This is a genomic window from Mesorhizobium sp. L2C066B000, assembly GCF_000502335.1.
GTDB lineage: Bacteria > Pseudomonadota > Alphaproteobacteria > Rhizobiales > Rhizobiaceae > Mesorhizobium.
Genome location: NZ_AYWZ01000005.1, coordinates 70,658 through 92,230, shown reverse-complemented (window position 1 = coordinate 92,230; position 21,573 = coordinate 70,658). Strand labels below are relative to the sequence as shown.

Annotated in this window: 15 protein-coding genes; 9 read left to right on the top strand and 6 right to left on the bottom strand. The window is 63.8% G+C overall.

The features are described from left to right. The first annotated feature begins 220 nt into the window (after window positions 1-220). Window positions 221-1,120 carry a LysR substrate-binding domain-containing protein gene (locus X733_RS151255; RefSeq protein ID WP_023818797.1) on the top strand — a complete coding sequence of 300 codons (900 nt, stop codon included), beginning with the start codon at window positions 221-223 and terminating at the stop codon, window positions 1,118-1,120. Between the two features lie 4 nt (window positions 1,121-1,124). Here the strand turns inward: X733_RS151255 and X733_RS151260 are convergent, their stop codons facing one another. The 4 genes from X733_RS151260 to X733_RS151275 form a co-directional block, all read right to left on the bottom strand. Then, window positions 1,125-2,381 (bottom strand): Hsp70 family protein, encoded by a 1,257-nt coding sequence (locus tag X733_RS151260; protein ID WP_023669606.1) that lies wholly within the window; start codon window positions 2,379-2,381, stop codon window positions 1,125-1,127. Window positions 2,382-2,557: 176 nt separating this feature from the next. Further along, window positions 2,558-3,349 carry a TIGR02186 family protein gene (locus X733_RS151265; RefSeq protein ID WP_023669607.1) on the bottom strand — a complete coding sequence of 264 codons (792 nt, stop codon included), beginning with the start codon at window positions 3,347-3,349 and terminating at the stop codon, window positions 2,558-2,560. Beyond that, the gene (locus X733_RS151270) at window positions 3,349-4,272 is read right to left on the bottom strand and encodes a sulfite exporter TauE/SafE family protein (RefSeq protein ID WP_023669608.1); all 924 of its coding nucleotides are present in this window, start codon (window positions 4,270-4,272) and stop codon (window positions 3,349-3,351) included. The genes X733_RS151265 and X733_RS151270 overlap by 1 nt, the downstream gene beginning before the upstream one ends. A gap of 193 nt (window positions 4,273-4,465) precedes the next feature. After that, the gene (locus X733_RS151275; protein WP_023818796.1) at window positions 4,466-8,455 is read right to left on the bottom strand and encodes an SEL1-like repeat protein; all 3,990 of its coding nucleotides are present in this window, start codon (window positions 8,453-8,455) and stop codon (window positions 4,466-4,468) included. Window positions 8,456-8,933: 478 nt separating this feature from the next. Between X733_RS151275 and X733_RS151280 the strand changes: the two genes are divergently transcribed. From X733_RS151280 to X733_RS151310, 7 genes are all read left to right on the top strand, one after another. Then, window positions 8,934-9,392 (top strand): MerR family DNA-binding transcriptional regulator, encoded by a 459-nt coding sequence (locus X733_RS151280; RefSeq protein WP_023755140.1) that lies wholly within the window; start codon window positions 8,934-8,936, stop codon window positions 9,390-9,392. 274 nt (window positions 9,393-9,666) lie between these two features. After that, the gene (locus X733_RS151285; protein WP_023818795.1) at window positions 9,667-11,475 is read left to right on the top strand and encodes an acyl-CoA dehydrogenase; all 1,809 of its coding nucleotides are present in this window, start codon (window positions 9,667-9,669) and stop codon (window positions 11,473-11,475) included. A 232-nt stretch (window positions 11,476-11,707) separates the two neighbouring features. Further along, on the top strand, window positions 11,708-12,877 hold the full coding sequence (locus X733_RS151290) for an acyl-CoA dehydrogenase family protein (RefSeq protein WP_023696702.1): 1,170 nt from the start codon (window positions 11,708-11,710) through the stop codon (window positions 12,875-12,877). 31 nt (window positions 12,878-12,908) lie between these two features. Beyond that, window positions 12,909-14,117 carry an acetyl-CoA C-acetyltransferase gene (locus tag X733_RS151295; protein WP_023669613.1) on the top strand — a complete coding sequence of 403 codons (1,209 nt, stop codon included), beginning with the start codon at window positions 12,909-12,911 and terminating at the stop codon, window positions 14,115-14,117. A 23-nt stretch (window positions 14,118-14,140) separates the two neighbouring features. Next, complete coding sequence (locus tag X733_RS151300) at window positions 14,141-16,360, top strand: 3-hydroxyacyl-CoA dehydrogenase NAD-binding domain-containing protein (protein WP_023818793.1); 2,220 nt, start codon at window positions 14,141-14,143, stop codon at window positions 16,358-16,360. A gap of 472 nt (window positions 16,361-16,832) precedes the next feature. After that, window positions 16,833-17,483 carry a helix-turn-helix transcriptional regulator gene (locus X733_RS151305; RefSeq protein WP_023681959.1) on the top strand — a complete coding sequence of 217 codons (651 nt, stop codon included), beginning with the start codon at window positions 16,833-16,835 and terminating at the stop codon, window positions 17,481-17,483. Between the two features lie 8 nt (window positions 17,484-17,491). Then, on the top strand, window positions 17,492-18,364 hold the full coding sequence (locus X733_RS151310; RefSeq protein ID WP_023818792.1) for a thermonuclease family protein: 873 nt from the start codon (window positions 17,492-17,494) through the stop codon (window positions 18,362-18,364). On the opposite strand, the gene X733_RS151315 is transcribed toward X733_RS151310, so the two are convergent. Then, on the bottom strand, window positions 18,327-19,976 hold the full coding sequence (locus X733_RS151315) for a lysine--tRNA ligase (protein WP_023818791.1): 1,650 nt from the start codon (window positions 19,974-19,976) through the stop codon (window positions 18,327-18,329). The genes X733_RS151310 and X733_RS151315 overlap by 38 nt on opposite strands. Before the next feature lie 149 nt (window positions 19,977-20,125). Between X733_RS151315 and X733_RS151320 the strand changes: the two genes are divergently transcribed. Then, window positions 20,126-20,539, top strand: a complete 414-nt coding sequence (locus X733_RS151320; RefSeq protein ID WP_023818790.1) for a tellurite resistance TerB family protein — start codon at window positions 20,126-20,128, stop codon at window positions 20,537-20,539. A 60-nt stretch (window positions 20,540-20,599) separates the two neighbouring features. Here X733_RS151320 and X733_RS151325 read toward each other — a convergent pair whose 3' ends face one another. Continuing rightward, the gene (locus X733_RS151325; protein ID WP_032911142.1) at window positions 20,600-21,451 is read right to left on the bottom strand and encodes a transporter substrate-binding domain-containing protein; all 852 of its coding nucleotides are present in this window, start codon (window positions 21,449-21,451) and stop codon (window positions 20,600-20,602) included. Window positions 21,452-21,573 lie beyond the last annotated feature (122 nt).

Genomic DNA, 21,573 nt, shown 5'->3' with positions numbered 1-21,573 from the left:
GCATATAGTGTTCTTCAGGATGATATCGATCGCCGGCCAGCCGCCGCCTGAGGCCACGGGTCCAATGCGCAAAAAGGGATCTGAACCGCCCGATCATTTTGTTGGCCGCGATTTGTTGGCGAATTTTTTCTAACTTCGACTGAAAAAGTAGAATAAAGCTATCGATCCGTCTAATCAGTTGTTCTTGTAAATTCGATCGGAATTGGTTCTTAATGCACACATGACGCTGGACCAGTTGCGCATTTTCGTTGCCGTTGCCGAACGCGGCCATATGACCAAGGCGGCGGAGCTTTTGGGCATCTCCCAGTCGGCGGCGTCGGCGGCCATCCGCGCTTTGGAAGAGCAGCATGGCGTTCATCTGTTCAACCGTGTCGGCCGCAACATCGAGCTGGCTCAGACCGGCCACCGTTTCCTGCCCGAGGCCAAGGCGGTGCTGGAACGCGCCGCCGCCGCCCGAAATGTGCTGGAGCATGTCTCGCAGACGGTCGCCGGCAGCCTGTCGATCGCCGCCAGCCTGACCATCGCCAGCTACTGGCTGCCGCGCAGGCTGGCCTCTTTCCATGAAGCCTACCCGGCGGTGCGCTTAAGCGTCAGCATCGGCAACACCAGGCAGGTCGAGGCCAATGTGCTCGACGGCACCGCCGATCTCGGTCTGGTCGAGGGGCGCACCGAGTCAGACATCCTCCGCCGCACCAAGGTCGACGTCGACAGGTTGATGCTGGTCGTCGCCGCCTCGCATCCCGAAATCGCCGAGATCGCGCCGGGCCGCCCGGATATCAGAGGGCTGCGCTGGATCATCCGTGAGGGTGGTTCGGGCACGCGCGAGGTGCTGGAGGACCTGGCCCGCCGCGAGGGGATATCGCTTGGCGACCTGCAGATATTTCTGGTGCTGCCGAGCAACGAGGCGGTTCGCCAGGTGGTCGAGGCCGGCGCCGGTGCCACCATCATCTCGGACCTCGTCGTCGGACGCGCCGTCGCCGAGGGCAGTCTCCGGTCGGTGCCGCTCGAACTGCCGAAGCGTGACTTCGCCATGATCACCCATCGTGACCGCCAGGCAAGCCTGGCCCAGATGGCGCTCAAGGCGCATCTCGGCGCTGAAGCCGTCAGCAATCCGGCGTAAGCGATCAGGCGAACTTCCGCTGCGCATCCAGCGCCAGGCCAAGGCCGACCGAGCCGAACATGTCGCCCTCGATAACGGCGGCTTGCGGCACCAGCGACAGGATTTCACGCCGTGCCAGCGGGATCGCGGTCGAACCGCCGGTGAGGAATACGGCGGTGATCGCAGAGGCCGTTATGCCGGCATCGGCAATCGTCTGCCGCACCGTAGCGGACACCCGCTCGATGTCGGCGGCGATGGTCTCTTCCAGGCCGGTCCGCGAGATCTCGGCGGCGAAATGCGCGCCAGGCAGCGCCACCGTTACATCGGCCGAAGCCTGATCCGTCAGCGCGATCTTGGCTCGTTCGACGAGGCCGGCCAGCGCATGGCCGTAACGGTGCTCGACAATATGGATGAAGCGGTCGACAAGGTCGGCGCGGACGGCCTCGAAGCGGATTTGCCTCAGATGCGTCATCGCCTTGGCAGTATAGACGAGGTTGATGCGCTGCCACGTCGCGAGATCAATGAAATAGCTCGCCGGCAGGTTGCGCTTGCCGTCTTTTGTGGGCGAGAGATAGCCGAGCTTGGGCATGACATGGGCGATGCTGAGCAGCCGGTCGAAATCGGTGCCGCCAATATGAATGCCTCGGTTGGCGAGGATGTCGTCCTTGCGGTCGCGTGAGCGGGCGCGTTGCGGCGAAACGCGCACGATCGAGAAGTCGGACGTGCCGCCGCCCATGTCGACGATCAACGCCAGTTCCTCGCGCTTCACGTCCTGCTCATAGTCGAGTGCTGCCGCAATCGGTTCGAACTGGAAGGCGATGTGCTTGAAGCCTTGCGCGCGCGCCGCTTTTTCAAGCTCGCTTTGCGCCTTGGCATCGGCTTCCACATCGTCGTCGACAAATTGCACCGGCCGGCCGAGCACAACGTTCTCCACCGGAGCGCCGGCATCTTCCTCAAGCCGCTTCTTCAAATGGCCGACGAACATGCCGACAATGTCGATGAAACCGATCTGCCGGGCCTTGATCCGCGTCTTCTCATGCGCCAGCGAACTGCCGAGCACGCTCTTCAGCGACCGCATCAGCCGGCCTTCGATGGCATCGGTGTAGTCGGCAATGGCGCGGCGGCCGAAATAGGTGTGACCGTCCTCGAAGTTGAAGAAAACCGCGCTTGGCAATGTCGGCTGTTCACCTTCCAGCGCCACCAGCCGTGCCTGGCCGTTGCGGATCACGCCCACCGTAGAATTGGACGTGCCGAAATCGATGCCGCCAAATGCCTGGTGCATTGCAGCCTCCTGTCATTGGGTCGTCGCTGTGGCAGGCGTCCGCAAGACGCGCGCCGTCCAGAGGCCTGACCGCTCTGCCGAATGATTGTGCGTGTTACCCGAGGGTTGGGAGGCGGCGGTCTATCGCAAGACTGAGAAAAGGGGAACCCCTTTTCCCCGGAAATGGGTCCTGCGCGTCAATCCCTGCGGAAAATCAGCCTGCCCAGCCAGCCGGTGATCATGGCCAGCGACACGGAGAAGACGCCGTAGAGAAACGAGTAATCATGCGCGACGCGGAAGATCGACTGTTCGAAGCCCGATTTGCGGATTTCGAGCTGGGCCGAGCTTTCCTTGAGGAACAGACCGCTCTTGAACAGGAACGCGCGGGCTTTATGGGTTCCAACCGGGACGTTGGGCGCCAGCCGCACCGTGGCGCGAAACAGGTTCTGCGACAAGAACTGCACGCCGCCGACATTCTCGCTATAGAGGCCGGTCGCCGCCTTGCGCTCGCGCAGCGCCACGGTGAATTCCTCGATCGTCGCCGGACTGTCGGTTACCTCGGCCGGCTGCATGTAAAGGTTGGAGGCGCCGAGCGACAGCTGCTTGTAGCTGTTGGGTTCGGTGATGTCCTGCAGCGGCCGCGTCGTGGCGACGGAGTAGGATACCGGCACGTTCTCGAAGGTCTCGGATTCCAGATTGACCCAGACGCCGAGCACCCGGTCCTTGCGGCGCACCACCACCGGCCGCGGCGGGCCTTCGAGCACGACGATGACGTCGTAGCGCCCCTGTCGCGCGACCAGCGGGTCGGGATTTTCCAGCGAACCGAAAATGGTCAGGTCGGCGCCGGAAAAGCCGGCGGTGATCGACACCGCGTCGGTGGAGAGACCGATCTGGATGCCTTCCGGCAAGGGGTTCGGCGATTGCGCTGCCGCCGGCAGAGCGAGGGCGAAAAGCAAAACGGCGGCCGAAAAAATCCCCCACCGCGGCATCAGTTCAGGCCCGCGGCGGTCAGCGAATAGAGGTTTGGCGGCGTGACGAAGAGATCGATGGCAAGCCGGATGGCAACCGCCAGCACCAGCAGCGCCAGCAGTGCCCTGAGCTGTTCGCCGCGCAGCTTCTGTCCTGCCTTGGCGCCATATTGCGCGCCGGCAACGCCGCCCGCCATCAGCAGGAAGGCAAGCATGACGTCGACCGTCTGGTTGGTGGTGGCGTGGACCAGCGTGGTGTAGGCCGAGGTGAAAATGATCTGGAACAGCGAGGTGCCGATGACGACGTTGGTCGGCACTTTCAGGAGGTAGATCAACGCCGGCACCATGATGAAGCCACCACCGACACCCATGATCGACGACAGGAAGCCGATGCCGGCGCCGAGCCCCAGCACCGGAATGACGCTGACGAACAGCTTCGAGGCCCTGAAGCGCATCTTCAGCGGCAGCCGGTGGATCCAGTTGTGCTGGCCGGATTTCTTCAAGACCGGCGCCGCACCGCTGCGCGTCGCGCGCAGCGCATTGACGCTCTCGACCAGCATCAGCCCGCCGACGGTGCCAAGCAGCACGACGTAAAGCAGTGAGATAAACAAATCGAGCTGGCCGAGCCGACGCAGGAAGGCAAAGACGAAGATACCGCCGGTCGAGCCTACGATGCCGCCGGCCAGCAGCACCCCGCCGAGCTTGAAGTCGAGCGTGCCGCGCTTCATGTGCGACAGCGCGCCGGAGAAGGAGGAGGCGATAACCTGGTTGGCACCGGTAGCAACGGCGATTGCCGGCGGGATGTTGTAGAAGATCAAGAGCGGCGTGATCAGAAAGCCGCCACCGACCCCGAACATGCCCGACAGGAAACCCACCGCCGCGCCCATTGCCAGCAGCACGAAGACGTTGACGGAAATTTCCGCGATCGGGAGATAGATGCCCACCCGTCAGTCTCGATCAGTTTGCCTGTCGGCGATTGCAGCCATTCCAGGGCATTGTCGCACCGAAAAGCCAATTCTTTCTTGCACCGCCGGGGCAGTGGGATCAAACCCCGTCGCCCTACCGAAACAAAAAACATCTCAAGCAGTTAACAGGCAAATGTATGGCAAGGGCGTCGCGTTAGCGACGCATCTGCCGTTATTTGTGCGCCAGCAGCGCCTTCACCAGCTTTTCGTCGATTTCGCCGGTCGCCTGCATCTTGTTGTCGGTCTGGAAAGCCATGATTGCGGTCTTGGTCTTGCCGCCCATCACGCCATCGGCGCCGCCGGCATCGTAGCCGTTCTTGTTGAGGATGAGCTGGATGTTCTTGACCGCCTTCTTCATGTCGACGCTGGCGGTGGTCTGCGGCGTGCCTTCCTGCCAGGATTCAGGAATGTCGGCCGAGTTGGACGCCGGGTCGAGCGGCTTCGGCTTCCACAGTTCCGTGGCGGCGCGCGCCCGCTCCAGCTGTTCGGGGCGCAGCGCAGTGGCGACTTCGTCGCGCTTTGCAGCCGCATCCTTGTCGCCGGTCTTGGCGACGAGCGCGAACCATTTGTAGGATTCCTCCAGGCTCTGCTTCATGCCGACGCCCTTTGCCGCCAGGATGCCGAGATTGAACTGGCTGTCCTTGACGCCGACATCGGCCGCCGCCTGAAACCAGTGCGCGGCCGATTCATTGTCGGTCACGCCGTCGGCGGCCATGGCAAACAGAACGGCCAGATTGTGCATGGCGCTGGCATTACCCTGCGCGGCGGCGAGCTGGTAGAAGGTCTTTGCCTTCTTGACGTCGCGCGTGACGCCGATGCCCTTCTCGTAGAAATTGCCGATGCGGTATTCCGCCGGTGCGAAGCCGAGCTCGGCCGACCTTTCGTACCATTTGGCCGCTGCCGCCATGTCTTCCTTGACGCCGCGCGATTCAGCATAGCGCGAACCGAGCTCGAACAGCGCCTTGGCGTCACCGCCGGCAGCCGCGTCGCGCAAGGCTTGCGGGCCGGCATCGGCCGGAACGTCTATCTTGGCCACGACAGGTGCTACCGCGGCATCAGCCGGCGGAACGGCGCCGGTAGTATCCGAGGCCGTCGTATCCGAGGCCGAGGGCGCCATGACGGCGGCCGCAGGCTGCGCGTCGGCAGCCGCCGGTTCCGCAGTGGCGGTGGTCGGCAGCATTGCATTTGGCGCGGGGGCCGGATCGGCCAAAGCCGTCGGCGCTGGCGCGGGCTCCACCGCCGGCACTTCGGGCCCAGCGACCGAGGCCGCATTCATTGGCGCATCGTTGCCAGCTGGCGGTTCCGTGGGCTCCGCCTGCCTGACGATCCGGGCCGGCACGTCCTGAACGGCCACCTGCTGTTCTGCCTTGGGTTGGCTGGCAGCGTTGACCGAGGCAGTCTCGACCGGCTGCGAGGCGACGATCGGCGCTGTATCGTTGCTTGCGACCTCGACCGGGTCGGCGAAGAAGGCCTTGCCCAACTGGAGGCCGGCAAGCGCCAGCATGATCGCGACCGCTCCCATCAGGATCGGCTTGCGCCGCGCCTTGAGCAGGTCGCCGATACGAAGCGCCTTGACCGGGCCCTTCATGGTAGACTGGCGTTTCAACGCGTCGGCCTCGGCGGCCGCGGCCTGCGCCGCGCGCCTGGCCGCGGCAATGAAGTCGGATTTCGACGCATCGCCGGAGTTTTGGCGCACCGGTGGGCCACGTTCGTCGCGTACGCGCTTCATGATGGCGTTGAGGTCGGGCGCGCCGGAGCCCGGCTCCAACGGCCGGTTGGCGAGCTTCGGATCGAGCGGCTCGTCGAGATCGACGCTCGGCAGGTCGACATTGGGCCCCGAGCCGGCAAGCGGCGGCATGTCAGCCGGCTTCTTGCCCCTGAAGGCGCGCGCAAATCCACCGAACAGCGACTTCTTGGCCGTGGCTTCGCCTTTCTCGGCAATCCTGTCGGAACCGAGCGCTGCCTGGGCAGCGGCCGCGGCAGCCTCGGCTGGCGAGCGCCGTACGGGTTCGCTGCCCATGACCGGGTCGCTACGCGTACCCGGGTCGGCGCGCATATCCGGCTCGCTGCGCATGATGGCGGCGGCGCGGCCGTCGAGATCGGCCATGTCTCCGGTCAGCGGCAGCGGCTGGTCGATATCCATCGACGGCGCGTCCTGCACCGAAATCTTGGAGGCGCGTGCAGCGCGGGCCCGCCGCGCCGGCTCGGCCTGGGCATCCAGAAGCTCGCTCACCGCCTCGGCCGGTTCGCTGGTCTCCAGCGAGCCCAGACGATCGACGATCTTGAGCAACGTGTCGTGGATAGCCTCGAATGTCCGTGAATTGCGCTCGTCCGAACGGCGCGTCAGCGCTTCCAGCGTCTTCAGATCCTGAGCAAGGCCGGTAACGGCCGCGGTGTTGGCGTTGGAATCTGCCAGCGAGCGCACGGCGCTCTCGGCTGCTTCGCGTGCCGCGCCCATGATGGATTCGCGGGTTCCGGCCAGCGACTTCTCGATTTCGTTGAGGCGCGGGCTGATGTCCTCGAATTCCGGCAGCGGCGTGCCGGGCTTCGACAGATGCGCCGATAGGCTGGAGACCTGCGCCTCAAGGCTGCGGATCAGTGCCGGATCGATGCCGGCGACCTGCGCGGCCGACGATTCCAGCCGGCTTGAAATGTCTTCGAGCCGGCTTTCCAGGCCGCGGATCGCCGCCTCGTTGGCAGGATCGGGAATGCGCGTCTCCATGCGTTGGGCGAGCGCGGTGAAGCGTGCGTCGATGGCGTCCATGATGCCGGCGCTGTCAGCCTGCGGCTGGCGCTGGTCCAGCCGGTCGGCAACCTCGTCCAGCCGCCGCTCGAGATCGCGAAACAGCATGTTGCCCTGTTCGATGGCATCGCCCTGCCGACGTTCCATCATGCCCGACAGCACGTCGAAGCGCTGTTCCAGACCCTGGAAGATATAGTCGGCGTCGGGCATGGCCGGGGCGCGGTCGATCTTGTCGGCGATCATCGCGATCTGCTTGCCGAGGCGCTCCATCGCCTGTTCCGGCAGATTGGCGCGGCCGGCAAGCTCGTCGACCCTGTTCGACAGCGTGCTGAGACGGTCGAGAACCTCGCCGCTCGGACGAACCTGCACGACTTCCTCGATCTGCTGCGCCAGCGAGGCGATCCGCTTCTCGATGCGTTCAAAAGGTTCGGGGTCGAAGGAATTGGCCTGTGCGGCGACGGTCGAGGCTACGATGGCGCGCGAAATCTCGTCGAGCCGTTCGTCGATCAGGCCAAGCGTGTCGCCGCCGCGGTTGCTCTGCTGGCTGACGAAATGATCGACGGCGCCGGCAAGCGTGCGGACCTTTTCTTCCATCGAGCGCAGCGACAGCGATTCCGGCAGATTGTGGACGGCATTGCTGATCTGTTCGAGCCGGTCGGTCAGGGCCGAAAATCCGGGGCCGTCGGCGCGGTTGCGCTGGTCGGCGTCGACACGGTCCTCGAACGCGCTCCAGCGGCGGTCGAAATCGTCCCAGCGGCGGTCGACCTTCAGCACGCTTTCCTCGCGCGCCAATGTGTCGAGCGCCGTCTTTACCTGCTCGAGCTCGAGCCGCAGCATGTTGACGTTTCGGTCGTCGCTCTTCTCGGCCAGCGTCTGGATGGCGCCGGACAGCCGCTCGAATTCGACGCCGAGTTCGGCGCTGCCCTTGCCGGGCAAGCCGCCTGCCTGACCACCCGATTGGTTGCTCGCCTGGAAGGCCCGTTCGATGTCCTTGCGCAACGCGGCGAATTCGCGCTGCAGGCCGGCCGTCATCTGATGGCGCAGTTCCTCGCGCAGGCCGCGCAATTCGCCGGCGATCTTGCCGACCACGGCGACGCTGTCTTCCTGGCCGCGCACGCGGTCGATGTCGCGCGCGATCGCCTGATAGTTCTGGTCGAAGCCGGCCGGCCCGGCGCCTTTCGGCCGCGGCGTGGGCTGCGGGTCCTCGTACCAGCGCGGCGGGGCGTAGGGCTGGGCGCTTGCGTAGCGCGGCTCTGCCGGCGGACGGCGCGGATCGAAGCGCTCGGCGGCGTCCTCGCGCTTGCGCTCCAGCCGCTGCTCCAGCGTTTCCAGAGAGCGGTTCAATTCATCAAGCGTGGTGTTCGGCCTGCGCGGCCTGCCGGCGTTGAGTGTATCGAGATAGGACCGCTTGCTGTTCATCGATGCGTCCGTTTTCAGAATGGCTGGCTTGCTGCCAGTTTCCCAAGTCCTTGTCGGGAACGAAGGCGGCCGCGCGGCACTGCTGCGGCGGAAGACGAGCTTCCCGGGCCAGGCCCGCTCTCCGAAAAACCGTGAAAAATTCGCTACAGGATAAACACGGGTGACCGACATCCGCACATTTCACCCATCGTGGTAAACAAGGTGTTAACCAAGCTTAAGAAGTTACGGCATTGCTGAAATACAGTCGGTGCCCGTTCGGACCCGGCGCCGGGGGTGCGGCATAAGGTTTCGCAATCCCAGAACGCCCTTGCGTCATGCGACGGCTATCGTTATAGAATTGACGTAAACGTAAGAGGGGCGCCGTTCGTGCCTTTTGCCATGAATTAGTTGAAACCACGACTGGAAGCATGCCCCCGCTTCCACTCAGGCGTTGCAAGGTCCGAGACCGCGATGCCACGACAGGGGAAAGCCAGTGACTATGAAACTTGTTTCGCCCGGCGAAGCCGCGGCCAACACCAACAATATGTCTGCCGAAGCCGGTGAGGAGCTCGTGCGCATCGGCGAGATGGCCAAGAAATACGGCGTGACGCTGCGCACGCTGCGTTTCTATGAAGACAAGGGCCTGCTCAATCCGAAACGCGATGGGGCAACGCGCCTCTACACGCGCCGCGACAAGGCGCGGCTGAAGCTGATCCTCCTCGGCCGCAAGGTCGGGTTCTCGCTGCGCGACGTCAAGCAGATGATGGATCTCTACGATCCCACGGGATCCAACACCAAGCAATTGCGGCTGGCTCTCGACAAGTCGGAGAAGCAGCTAGCCCGCCTGCAGAAGCAGCGCGCGCTGATCGACGACGCCATCAACGAGCTGAGCGGCTCGATGTCGGCCGTGCGCCAGATGCTGTCCGAGCGTTCGGCCCCGGCCAGCGCCGCCAGCTGATTTTGCTCCGCAGCTCCCGGCGAAAGCTTTGAACTTAAGAGCCGCGCGGCCGCCCGCGCGGCTCTTTTTGTTTGACCCCCCTCGCTTTGCACAAAGCCATGCACCGCTCGTGCCGATAGGCTGGCATAGGTAAATTTTGTCCCGGCGACAAAATTGACGTTTACGCAAACGTCAATTTTTGCTATCCCGCTTTCAACATTGGCCCGCATGCCGCCCCAACCTCATGTTTCGGGGCTCGATCTCGCGGCCAAGACCCGCATGGTGGAGGAAACACATGCCGATCTACAGGGCGCCGGTCCAGGACACGCTGTTCGTGCTCAACGAGGTGCTGGGTTATCAGCGCTACTCCAACCTTTCCGGATTTGCCGACGCGACGCCCGACGTTGTCGAGGCGATCCTCGCCGAAGGCGCCAAGCTCGCCGAAAACGTCATGCATCCTCTGAACCGCGTCGGTGACATGGAAGGCTGCGTGCGCCATGAGGACGGCTCGGTGACGACGCCGAAGGGCTTCAAGGAAGCCTACGACCAGTATCGGGAAGGCGGCTGGATGGGACTGGCGGCGCCCGTCGAGTTCGGCGGCCAGGGGCTGCCCTATGCCGTGCACACCGCGGTTGCCGAATACATGGTTTCGGCCAACATGGCGCTGATGATGTATCCCGGCCTGACGCAAGGCGCGATCGCGGCGATCATCACCCACGGCACCGACGAGCAGAAGGCGACATGGCTTCCGAAGCTGGTCGAGGGGTCCTGGACCGGCACCATGAACCTGACCGAGCCGCATTGCGGCACCGATCTCGGCCTGCTGCGCACCAAGGCGGTGCCGAACGGCAACAGCACCTACAAGATTTCAGGCCAGAAGATCTTCATCTCGGCCGGCGAGCACGACATGTCGGAAAACATCGTCCATCTCGTGTTGGCCCGCATCGAAGGTGCGCCGGCAGGCGTGAAGGGCATCTCGCTGTTCATCGTGCCAAAGCTGAAGCTCGATGCCTCGGGCAATCCGGGCGAGAAGAACACGCTCTCCTGCGGTTCGATCGAGGAGAAGATGGGCATCCACGGCAATTCGACTTGCGTCATGAATTATGACGAGGCCGAAGGCACGCTGCTCGGTGAGGCCAATGGCGGCCTGAAGGCGATGTTCACGATGATGAACGAAGCCCGCCTCGGCGTCGGCCTGCAGGGCCTGTCGCTGTCCGAGATCGCCTACCAGAACGCGGTCTCCTACGCCAAGGACCGGCTGCAGGGCCGCTCGCTGTCGGGCGCCAAGGCGCCGGACAGACAAGCCGATCCGATCATCGTTCATCCCGACATCCGCCGCTCGCTGATGACCATGAAGGCCTTCAACGAGGCCGGCCGCGCGCTGGCGCTGTGGACGGCGATCAAGTCCGACATCGCGCACCGCTCCGCCGACGACAAGGATCGCCAGGCGGCCGACGACTATACAGGCCTGCTGACGCCGGTGATCAAGGGCGTGCTCACCGACAAGGGCTTCGACCATGCCGTCATGGCGCAGCAGGTGTTCGGCGGCCACGGCTACATCGAAGAACACGGGATGAGCCAGTTCGTGCGCGATGCCCGCATTGCCATGATCTATGAAGGCGCCAACGGCATCCAGGCGCTCGACCTCGTCGGCCGCAAGCTTGGTCTGAATGGCGGCCGCGCCGTGCAGGCCTTCTTCAAGGACGTCGGCGAGTTCTGCGAGGAGAACCGCGCCGACGAGAAGCTGGCGCCGTTCACCAAGGCGCTGAAGAAAGGCCTCAACGATCTGCAGGAGGCGACGATGTGGCTGGTGCAGAACGGCATGGCCAAGCCCGACAATGCCGGTGCGGCCTCGACCGATTACATGCATCTCTTCGGCCTGGTGGCGCTGGGCTACATGTGGGCGCAGATGGCCAAGGCCGCGCTCGGCAAGACCGGCGCCAATGGCTCCCAATCTGTCCACGAAAATGGGGCTTTCTACGACAACAAGGTGGTGACGGCGCGCTTCTTCATGGAGCGGATCATGCCCGAGACATCGGCACATCTCGCCCGCATTTCCAGTGGTGCGGACACGCTAATGGCGCTGCCTGCGGAAGCGTTCTAGAAATGGCTGGCGTCCCCCTCCCCCTTGAGGGGAGGGTGGCCCGAAGGGCCGGGAGGGGTCCTTGCGTGCAGTGCGCCGGCTGGTTGGCGCTTTGGTAGGAGATGATCGCAATGGCCCAAACCCGCGTCAATTCCGAAGATAAGGTCGAGCACGTCATCGGCGACCCCACCCGACCGCTTCGCGGCCACCCTCCCCTCGAGGGGGAGGGGGACGTTGGCGCGGGAGAAACGGCATGACAAATCCAGCCGAAGTGCTCTCCTTGCCGAAGCCCGCCTGGGCGGCGGACGAGGTCGGCATGCTCTACGACATGGCGCACCGCTTCATGTCGGAAGAGATCGCGCCGCGTTACGACGAGTTCGAGAAGAACGAGATGGTCGACCGCGAGAGCTGGCGCAAGGCGGGTGCCGCCGGCCTGCTCTGCGCCTCTATGCCGGAGGAATATGGCGGCTCCGGCGGCACCTTCGCGCATGAGAGCGCCATCATCGAGGCGATCGGCCATGTCGGCGTCGACGGTTTCGGCATCGGTCTCCACAACGCGATCGTTGCTCCTTACATCCTTCACTACGGCTCGGAAGAGCAGAAGAAGAAATGGCTGCCGAAACTGGCGACCGGCGAACTGATCGGCGCCATCGCCATGACCGAGCCGGGCGCCGGCTCCGACCTGCAAGGCGTCAAGACGCGCGCCGAGAAGGACGGCAACCAGTACAAGATCAACGGTTCGAAAACCTTCATCACCAATGGCCAACTGGCCAATTTCATCATCGTCGTCACCAAGACCGATCCGGCCAAAGGCGCCAAGGGCACCTCGCTGATCGTCGTCGAGGCCGACGAGGCTGAAGGCTTCGAACGCGGCCGCAACCTCGACAAGATCGGCCTGAAGGCCAACGACACGTCGGAGCTGTTCTTCAATGATCTGCGCGTGCCGACCTCGAACCTGCTTGGCCACGAAGAGGGACAGGGCTTCATCCAGCTGATGCAGCAATTGCCGCAGGAGCGCCTGCAGATCGGCACCGGCGCGATCGCCATGATCGAACGCGCCCTGGCGCTGACCATCGACTACGTCAAGGATCGCAAGGCCTTCGGCAAAGCGATCATCGAGTTCCAGAACACCCAGTTCAAGCTCGCCGAACTGAAGACCGAGGCCACCATCGGCCGCGTCTTCTACAATGATTGCGTCACCCGCCACATCAATGGCGGGCTGGATCCGGTGACGGCGTCGATGGCGAAATACTGGCTCTCGGACCTGCAGGGAAAAGTCGTCGACGAATGCCTTCAATTGCATGGCGGCTATGGCTACATGAATGAATATCCGATCGCCCGCATGTTCCGCGACGCCCGCGTCCAGCGCATCTACGGCGGCACCAACGAGATCATGAAATTGCTGATCGGCCGCTCTCTCTGAGAGCGACGTCGGCAAAGCAAGGAGCAAGCAAATGGCTGAAGCTTATGTCTATGACGCCGTGCGCACACCGCGCGGCAAGGGCAAGAAGGATGGCTCGCTGCACGAGGTGCCGGCGGTGCGGCTTGCGGCCAGGACGCTTGAAGCGTTGCGCGACCGCAACGGCCTCGACACTGCAAACGTCGACGACATCATCTTCGGCTGCGTCGATCCGGTTGGCGAAGCCGGCTCCGTCATTCCGCGTGCCGCCGCCTTCGAGGCCGGCTACGATAACAAGGCGCCGGGCATGCAGATCTCGCGCTTCTGCGCCTCAGGCCTCGACGCCATCAATTTCGGCGCCGCCAAGATCGCTCAAGGCGCCGACGAGATCGTCATTGCAGGCGGCGTGGAATCGATGTCGCGCGTCGGCATGGGCGCCTCGGGCGGCGCGTGGTTCATGGACCCGTCCGTCGGCCTGCCCGGCTGGTTCGTGCCGCAAGGCATTTCGGCCGACCTGATCGCCACCAAATACGGTTTTTCGCGCGACGACGTCGATGCCTATGCGGTCGAGAGCCAGAAGCGTGCGGGCAAGGCCTGGGCCGATGGCCGTTTCAAGAACTCCGTCATACCGATCAAGGACCAGAACGGCCTCACCATCCTCGATCATGACGAGCATATGCGGCCGTCGACCGACATGCAGTCGCTGGCCTCGCTCAACCCGTCCTTCGTCATGCCTGGTGAAATGGGCGGCTTCGACGCGGTCGCCGTGCAGAAGCACCCTGAGGTGGAAGAGGTCAACCACGTCCACCATGCCGGCAATTCGTCGGGCATCGTCGATGGCGCGGCCGCCGTACTGCTCGGCTCGAAGAAGGCCGGCAAGACGATGGGCCTGAAGCCACGCGCCCGCATCCGCGCCTTTGCCAACATCGGCTCCGAGCCGGTGCTGATGCTTACCGGTCCGGTCGACGTCACCGAGAAGCTTCTGAAGCGCGCCAAGATGAAGCTGTCGGATATCGACCTGTTCGAGCTTAACGAGGCCTTCGCCTCGGTGGTGCTGCGCTACATGCAGGCATTCGAAATCCCGCACGACAAGATCAACGTCAATGGCGGCGCCATCGCCATGGGCCATCCGCTCGGTGCCACCGGCGCGATGATCCTGGGCACGGTGCTGGACGAGCTCGAGCGCCGCGATTTGAACACCGCTCTGGTGACGCTCTGCATCGGCGCCGGCATGGGCACCGCAACGATTATCGAACGCGTCTGATTTTCGGCCGGAAGGAGAGAGACATGAATTATACAAACTTCACGGTCGACACGGACGCAGACGGCATCGCGATGGTCACCTGGAACATGCCGGACCGCTCGATGAACGTCTTCACCGAAGAGGTGATGAACGAGCTCGACAAGATCATCGACCAGGTGGTGGCCGACGCCGCCATCAAGGGCGCGGTGATCACCTCGGGAAAGGACAGCTTCTCCGGCGGCGCCGACCTGACCATGCTGCAGAAGATGCTGGCCGTATTTGCCAAGGAGAAGACCAAGGACCCGGAGAAGGCGGCACAGCTTTTGTTCGACAATGCCGGCCGCATGGGTGGCTTGTGGCGCAAGCTCGAAACGTCGGGCAAACCTTGGGTCTCGGCGATCAACGGTACCTGCATGGGCGGCGCGTTCGAGCTGTCGCTGGCCTGTCATGGCCGCGTTGCCGCTGACTCCGAAAAGGTCAAGATGGCCTTGCCGGAAGTCAAGGTCGGCATCTTCCCCGGCGCCGGTGGCACCCAACGCGTGCCGCGCCTGACCGACCAGCAGCAGGCGTTGCAGATGCTGACCACCGGCCAGACGCTGTCGCCGCAGAAAGCCAAGGCGATGGGGCTGATCCACGAGATCGCCGAACCCGGCAAGCTGATCGAGACCGCCAAGGCGATGATCAGGAACGGCCTGAAAGCCGTCCAGCCCTGGGACGAGAAGGGCTTCAAGCTGCCTGGCGGCCAAATCTATACGCCGGCCGGCTTCAATCTGTGGCCGCCGGCCATCGCCATCCTGCGCCGCGAGACCTACGGCAATTATCCGGCCGCCGCGGCCATCCTGAAATGCGTCTATGAGGGCCTGCTAGTGCCGTTCGACACCGGTCTGCGGATCGAACAGCGCTATTTCACCGAAATCATGCAGTCGAAGGAAGCAGCAGCGATGATCCGCTCGCTGTTCGTGTCGCTGCAGGAGCTCAACAAGGGCGCCCGCCGCCCGGCCGGCGTGCCGGAGACCAAGTTCAAGAAGATCGGTATTCTCGGCGCCGGCTTCATGGGTGCCGGCATCGCCTTTGTCACCGCCAAGGCCGGCATCCCGGTCGTCCTGCTCGACCGCGACATGGCGTCGGCCGAAAAGGGCAAGGCGCATTCCGACAGCCTGATCTCCGATCAGGTCAAGAAGGGCCGCGCCAAGCCCGAGGAGAAGGACAGACTTCTGTCGCTGATCACGCCGACGGCCGACTATGCCGATCTCGCCGGCTGCGATCTGGTGGTCGAGGCGGTGTTCGAGGATTCGGCCGTCAAGAAGGCTGCCACCGAACAGGCCGAAGCCGTGTTGAAATCGTCAGCGGTCTTCGCCTCAAACACCTCGACCATCCCGATCACCGCGCTGTCCAAGAATTCGGCGCGGCCGAAGAATTTCGTCGGCATCCACTTCTTCTCGCCGGTCGACAAGATGATGCTGGTCGAGATCATCCTGGGCAAGAAGACCGGCGACAAGGCGCTGGCCACCGCGATCGATTTCGTGCGCGCCATCAAGAAGACGCCGATCGTCGTCAACGACACGCGCGGCTTCTACGTCAACCGCTGCGTGCTGCGCTACATGTCGGAAGCCTACAAGATGCTGATCGAAGGCGTTCCGGCGCCGATGATCGAGAACGCCGCCAAGGCCGCCGGCATGCCGGTCGGCCCGCTGGCGCTGACCGACGAGACGGCGATCGAGCTTGCCCAGAAGATCATGAAGCAGACCATCAGGGACCTCGGAGACAAGTCTGTCGACCCCAGGCAGATGGCGTTGATCAACACGCTGGTCGACACCCATCGCCGCTTCGGCCGCAAAAACGGCAAGGGTTTTTACGACTATCCCGCCAAGCCCGCCAGGAAGAAGCTGTGGCCGGGCCTGAAGGATCTCTATCCGCAGCTGGAGGCCGAGAAGGTCGACTATGAGGAACTGCAGCAGCGCCTGCTGGTAACCATTGCGCTGGAAGCGGCCCGGGTGATGGAAGAGGGCATCGTCACCGATCCGCGCGAGGCCGATGTCGGCTCGATCCTCGCCTTCGGTTTCGCGCCATTCACCGGCGGCGCGCTGTCCTATATCGACGGCATCGGCGCCGGGGAGTTCGTCAGAATAGCCAAGGGCCTGCAGAAGAAATACGGCGCCGAGTTCAAGGCGCCCAAGCTGCTACTCGACCTGGCGGAGAAGGGCGAGACCTTCTACCAGCGCTTCGATCCCTATGCGAAAGGCGAAGTGCAGAAGGCCGCTTGAGCTAGCGCCCCATGTACGTCTGAGGGCGCCTTGCGCGCATGGCCACGGCAAGGCGCGCCGTGACCCTTACGCGGTCGGCAGCGAAAGTCGGCTGGCTTTTCGCTGCCTGCCGACATCGACTTCAACCTCCATCTCAACAACGCCCGCTACATGATGCTCGCCGACCTCGCGCATGACCCCGAAAATCGGAATCGATTTTCGGGGTCATGCGCCAAATCAAAATGCTACAGCGTCCTTGGCGCGTCCAACAGTACGCTTGCCCGCTCCGTTCAACCGCGACCGCCGACCGAGGCCGAGCGGGTTTTCATGAGCTCCGACCAGGGATTGCGCAGCCTTGCCAAGGCAGTTTGAGGCATCCATGACGACTTCGCCGCACACAGCTTTTTAGGGGATCGGGCCGCGCGCCGGTGGACAATCGGATGACCGCGCGTTAGAAGGAAAAGGTATTTTTTCCTGTTTTGAGGAGAGCGAATTGCTCTCGCATGACCGAGTTTGGGCAGCCATCGACGCTCTCGCCGAGCGCTATTCGTTGTCGGCCTCCGGCCTGGCCCGGCGAGCCGGTCTGGACTCCACCGCTTTCAACAAATCGAAGCGGCTGTCCTCGGATGGACGGCCGCGCTGGCCGTCGACCGAATCGCTGGCGAAGATCATCGAGGCGACCGGCGCCTCGCTCGACGAATTCACCGGGCTGGTCGAAGGCCGTGCCAAGGCCGCTTCGGGCTCGGTAGCCGCGCAGCGTTCGGCGGTGCCGCTGCTCGGCTTTGCCCAGGCCGGCGCCGGCGGCTTCTTCGATGATGCCGGCTATCCCTCAGGGCAGGGCTGGGACCTTGTCGAGCTTCCGGCACGGGCGACCGAAACCTCCTATGCGTTGAAGGTGCAGGGCGATTCCATGCTGCCGCTGTACCGCAATGGCGATGTGCTGATCGTCGAGCCGGGCGCCGCTACCCGCAAGGGCGACCGCGTCGTCGTCAAGACCAATGCCGGCGAAGTCATGGCCAAGGTGCTCGACCGCCAGACGACGAAATCGATCGTGCTGATTTCGCTCAACCCCGACCACCCGGACCGCGACATCGCGATGCGCGATGTCGAATGGGTGGCGCGGATCGTCTGGGCAAGCCAGTAGGTCTCGCGGTGCGTCTGCTTCAAATACTCATAGCCCTCATGGCGGTCCCGGTGATGGTCGCCATTGTCGTCGCCGGCGGTCGCGCGCTGCATCACGAAAGCACCGCCATCACCGTCGACCAGATCGACCCGGACACCGAGGCCGTGCCCGAGGAGCCGGCGACGTCGGCGATCCCCGAGGTCCAACCCGTCAAGCCTCCGATGCACTCGCCTCAGGTGCATTCGAGGGCGATCGATCCCGAGGCCATCGCACCGCCGCCGCTGCCGGTAGAAGAACTTGAACGGGTTGAGCCACGCGAGCCGCTGAGCGACCTGGCGCTGGCCGGACCGCCCAAGCCGCGTGGGCGCAGAGCGGTCGACGACTGGGGAGGAACAAAACTGTTCCAGCCGGTCGCGGCCGCCGCCGGCCTGATCGAAGCCAATGGTTATTCCGTGACGGTCTCCGGCATCGACATCGTCAGGCAAGACGAGACCTGCACCGAGGGCGGCAAGTCCTGGGCTTGCGGTATCAGGGCGCGCACCGCGTTCCGGTCTTTCCTGCGCGGCCGGGCCGTTGCCTGCAAGGTGCCGCCGGAGGCCGACCGTGCGCTGATCGCCGCCGAATGCCGCATCGGCAAGCTGGATGTCGGCCAGTGGCTGGTCGAAAACGGCTGGGCGCGCGCCACGGCAGGCGGCCCCTATGTCGAAGCGGGCGACAAGGCGCGCGCCGCCAAGAAGGGCGTCTTCGGCGCCGCGCCCGATCTTGGCGGCCTGCCACCGGCGCCAACGCCTGTTGCGGCACCGACGGCGTCGCAACCGATCCTCGATGCCCCGGCGATAGACACGCCGCCGGCCGGGACGGAAATTACGCCGCCAGCTGACCAGCCAGCGCCCGCTCAATGAGCGCGCGGGTTTCGGCGATGCCGTAGAGGGCTGCGAACGAACCGAAGCGCGGTCCGCGTTCCTGGCCGATCAGCACCTGGTAGATCATCTGGAAGAAAGCGCCCGAGACACCAGGGCCGCCGTCCGGGCTCTTCTTCGAATGGTCCTGATAGCGTTCGATCTTGCGCGCCACGTTGAGCGAAGCGTTCTGGATCGCTTCGCCGTCGGCGCCGGCCGGCAGGCCAGCAAGCGCGTTGCCAAGCGCTTCCAGCGCCACGCGTTCGACATCGTCGGCCGGCCGGAAGGTCTTCGTCGGCTTCACGAAATCGTCGAAGTAGCGGATGGCGAAACCGACCAGCTGGTCGAGTTCGGGATGCGTCGCCGGCGTCACGCCAGATGCATGGCGCGAGATGAAGCCCCACAGCACATCCTTGTTTTGCGCGTTGGAGGCGCTGACCAGGTTGAGCAGCAGCGAGAACGGCACCGGCATGTCGATGAAAGGCGGCTTGCCGTCATGCATGTGCCAGACCGGATTGCCCAGCCGCTCCTTCCAGTCCTGGCGCGGATAGGCGTTGAGGAAGGTGTAGTACTCGTCGACGGCGCGTGGGATGACGTCGAAATAGAGCTTTTTCGCCTGCCTTGGCCGCTGATACATATAGAGGCCGAGGCTTTCGGTCGGCGCGTAGCGCAGCCATTCGTCGATGGTCAGCCCGTTGCCCTTCGACTTCGAGATCTTCTGGCCGTTCTCGTCCAGGAACAGTTCGTAGACGAAATGCTCGGGCGCGCGCCCGCCGAGAATGTTGCAGATGCGGTCGTAGATCACCGCGTTCGTCTGGTGGTCCTTGCCGAACATTTCGAAATCGACGTCGAGCGCTGCCCAGCGCATGCCGAAATCCGGCTTCCACTGCAGCTTGACCTTCCCGCCGGTCACCGAAAGTGTGGTCTCGGTGCCCTCATCGTCGAAGGTGATGGTGCCGGCCTTGGCGTCGACATGCTTCATCGGCACGTAGAGCACGCGCCCGCTCTTCGGCGAGATCGGCAGGAACGGGCTGTAGGTTGCCTGCCGCTCCGGCCCCAGCGTCGGCAGCATCACCGCCATGATCTGCTCGTAGCGCTCGGCGGCGCACACCAGCATCGCATCGAAGCGGCCGGCCTTGTAGTACTGCGTGGCGCTGGCGAATTCGTAGTCGAAGCCGAACGTGTCGAGGAAGCGGCACAGCATCGCGTTGTTGTGGTCGGCAAAGCTCGCATAGTCGCCGCCGAACGGATTGGGCACCGACGAAAGCGGCATATGAAGATAAGGCTCGAGGGCTGCGCGATCCGGCACATTGTCGGGGATCTTGCGCATGCCGTCCATGTCGTCGGAGAAGCAGAGCAGCTTGGTCTTGACCTTGTTCCCGGTCAGCACGTGAAAGGCATGGCGCACCATCGAGGTGCGCGCGACCTCGCCGAACGTGCCGATATGCGGCAGACCCGACGGACCGTAGCCGGTCTCGAACAGGACGGTCTCGGGAAAGTCGGCGCCTTTGTAGCGCTCGATAATCTTTTTGGCTTCCTCGAACGGCCAGGCCTTGCTTTCGGCGGCTGCCGCAAGCATTTCGGGGTTGAGATCGGCGATGTTTGATCCCGTCATGTCAAAGTTCCAGTCATGGCCGGCTTTCGCGGCTGGTAAGATTTTTCAACCGGGTCTCTAGGCGCGACAGGGCGGAGCGTCAACGATATCAGGCGTTTTCGTTGCGACGGCGCCGTAGCGTCCCTACCATCACTATCAAGGAGTTTTGAATGCCGTTGCCGTCCACCCATGAAGCCCTGATCTACCTGATGGTCATCACCTCGGCTTCCGATCGCGACATGACCGATATCGAACTGGCGCGCATCGGCGACGTCGTCCGCAGCTGGCCGGTGTTCGAGGATTTCAAGCAGGACAGGCTGATCGCCATTGCGCAGGACTGCCAGAAGATGCTGCATGAAAAGGATGGATTGGAAGGCGTGCTCGAGCGTGTCGCCGAGACTTTGCCCGAACGGCTGCACGACACCGCTTATGCCGTCGCCTTCGAAGTTGCCGCCGTCGATCTCGAAATGCGCATGGAGGAATTGCGGGTGCTGCAGTTGATCCGGCGTGAGCTCGATCTCGACACGCTGACCGCCGCGGCCATCGCGCGCGGGGCGAAGGCCCGCCTGCGCACGCTGACCTGATCCAGCCCGTAGAGGAAGCTGACCGGGGCCGGATCAGAAAAAGCTGGACCGAGAACCGGATCAGAAGAAACTGACCGGGAAATAGCGCAGGTAGAATTCGGCGAAGGTGCCTTTCACCGATATCTCCTGCAGCGCGTAGTCCATGGCTGCGGCCAGCGCTGGGTCGCTGGCCCGGGTGGCAATGGTCATGCCGGACCCCAGATATTCCGGCGCCAGGTAGGGTCCACCGGCGAAGCGGCAGCAACCGGCGGCGTCCGTGCCGCCCAGCCAGAAGGAAAAGCGCATGCCGTCGCCGAAGGCGGCATCGATCTTGGCGCTCTTCAAGTCGCTGTAGAGGTCTTCCGGCCGGTCGAAGCGGATGATCTGCACGGTGCCGAAATAATCGCGCAGCATCTTTTCATGCGCCGAGCCGGCCAGCACGCCGACCCGCTTCGAGCGCAATTTGTCGAGGATCGGCTCGGCGAAGGCCTTGGTCTTCGGCATGATGAAGCGCGCCGGAAACTGTAGATAGGAGCGCGAAAAGCTGTACTTCGCCCGCGTCTCCGGCGTGGCGGCGATGCCGGCGATGATCGCCTCGCCTTCGCCCTTCTGCAACGCGTCGTCGAGTTCGGCCCAGGGCAGCGCCTGGATCTGGCATTTGTCGGCGATGTCGAGTTCGGCGCAAACCGCCCGCGCCAGGTCGATGTGGAAGCCGGACAGTCGGCCCGTGCCGTCGAGAAAATTGAAGGGCGGGAAATCGGTTGTGGTGAGGAACCTGAGCCTCGGCAGCGCCGAAAGGTCCGGCTTCGGCAGCCGCTCCTTGGCATCCCAAAGCACCGGCACCTGCGGTTCCGCTGCCCGCACAGCGCCGGCAAACGGCTGCACTCCGATCAGCATCGACAGCAAGGCGATGGTTATCCAGCGTGATGTCACAAAAAACTCCGCCCGTCTTGGCCGTTGGCTTGTGATACGAAAACGGCGCAGGCACAATTGTTTTTGATTTCAAAGGGCAAATTTCGGGTTATGCTTTGGCGAGGTTGCAAATAGCCGCACAG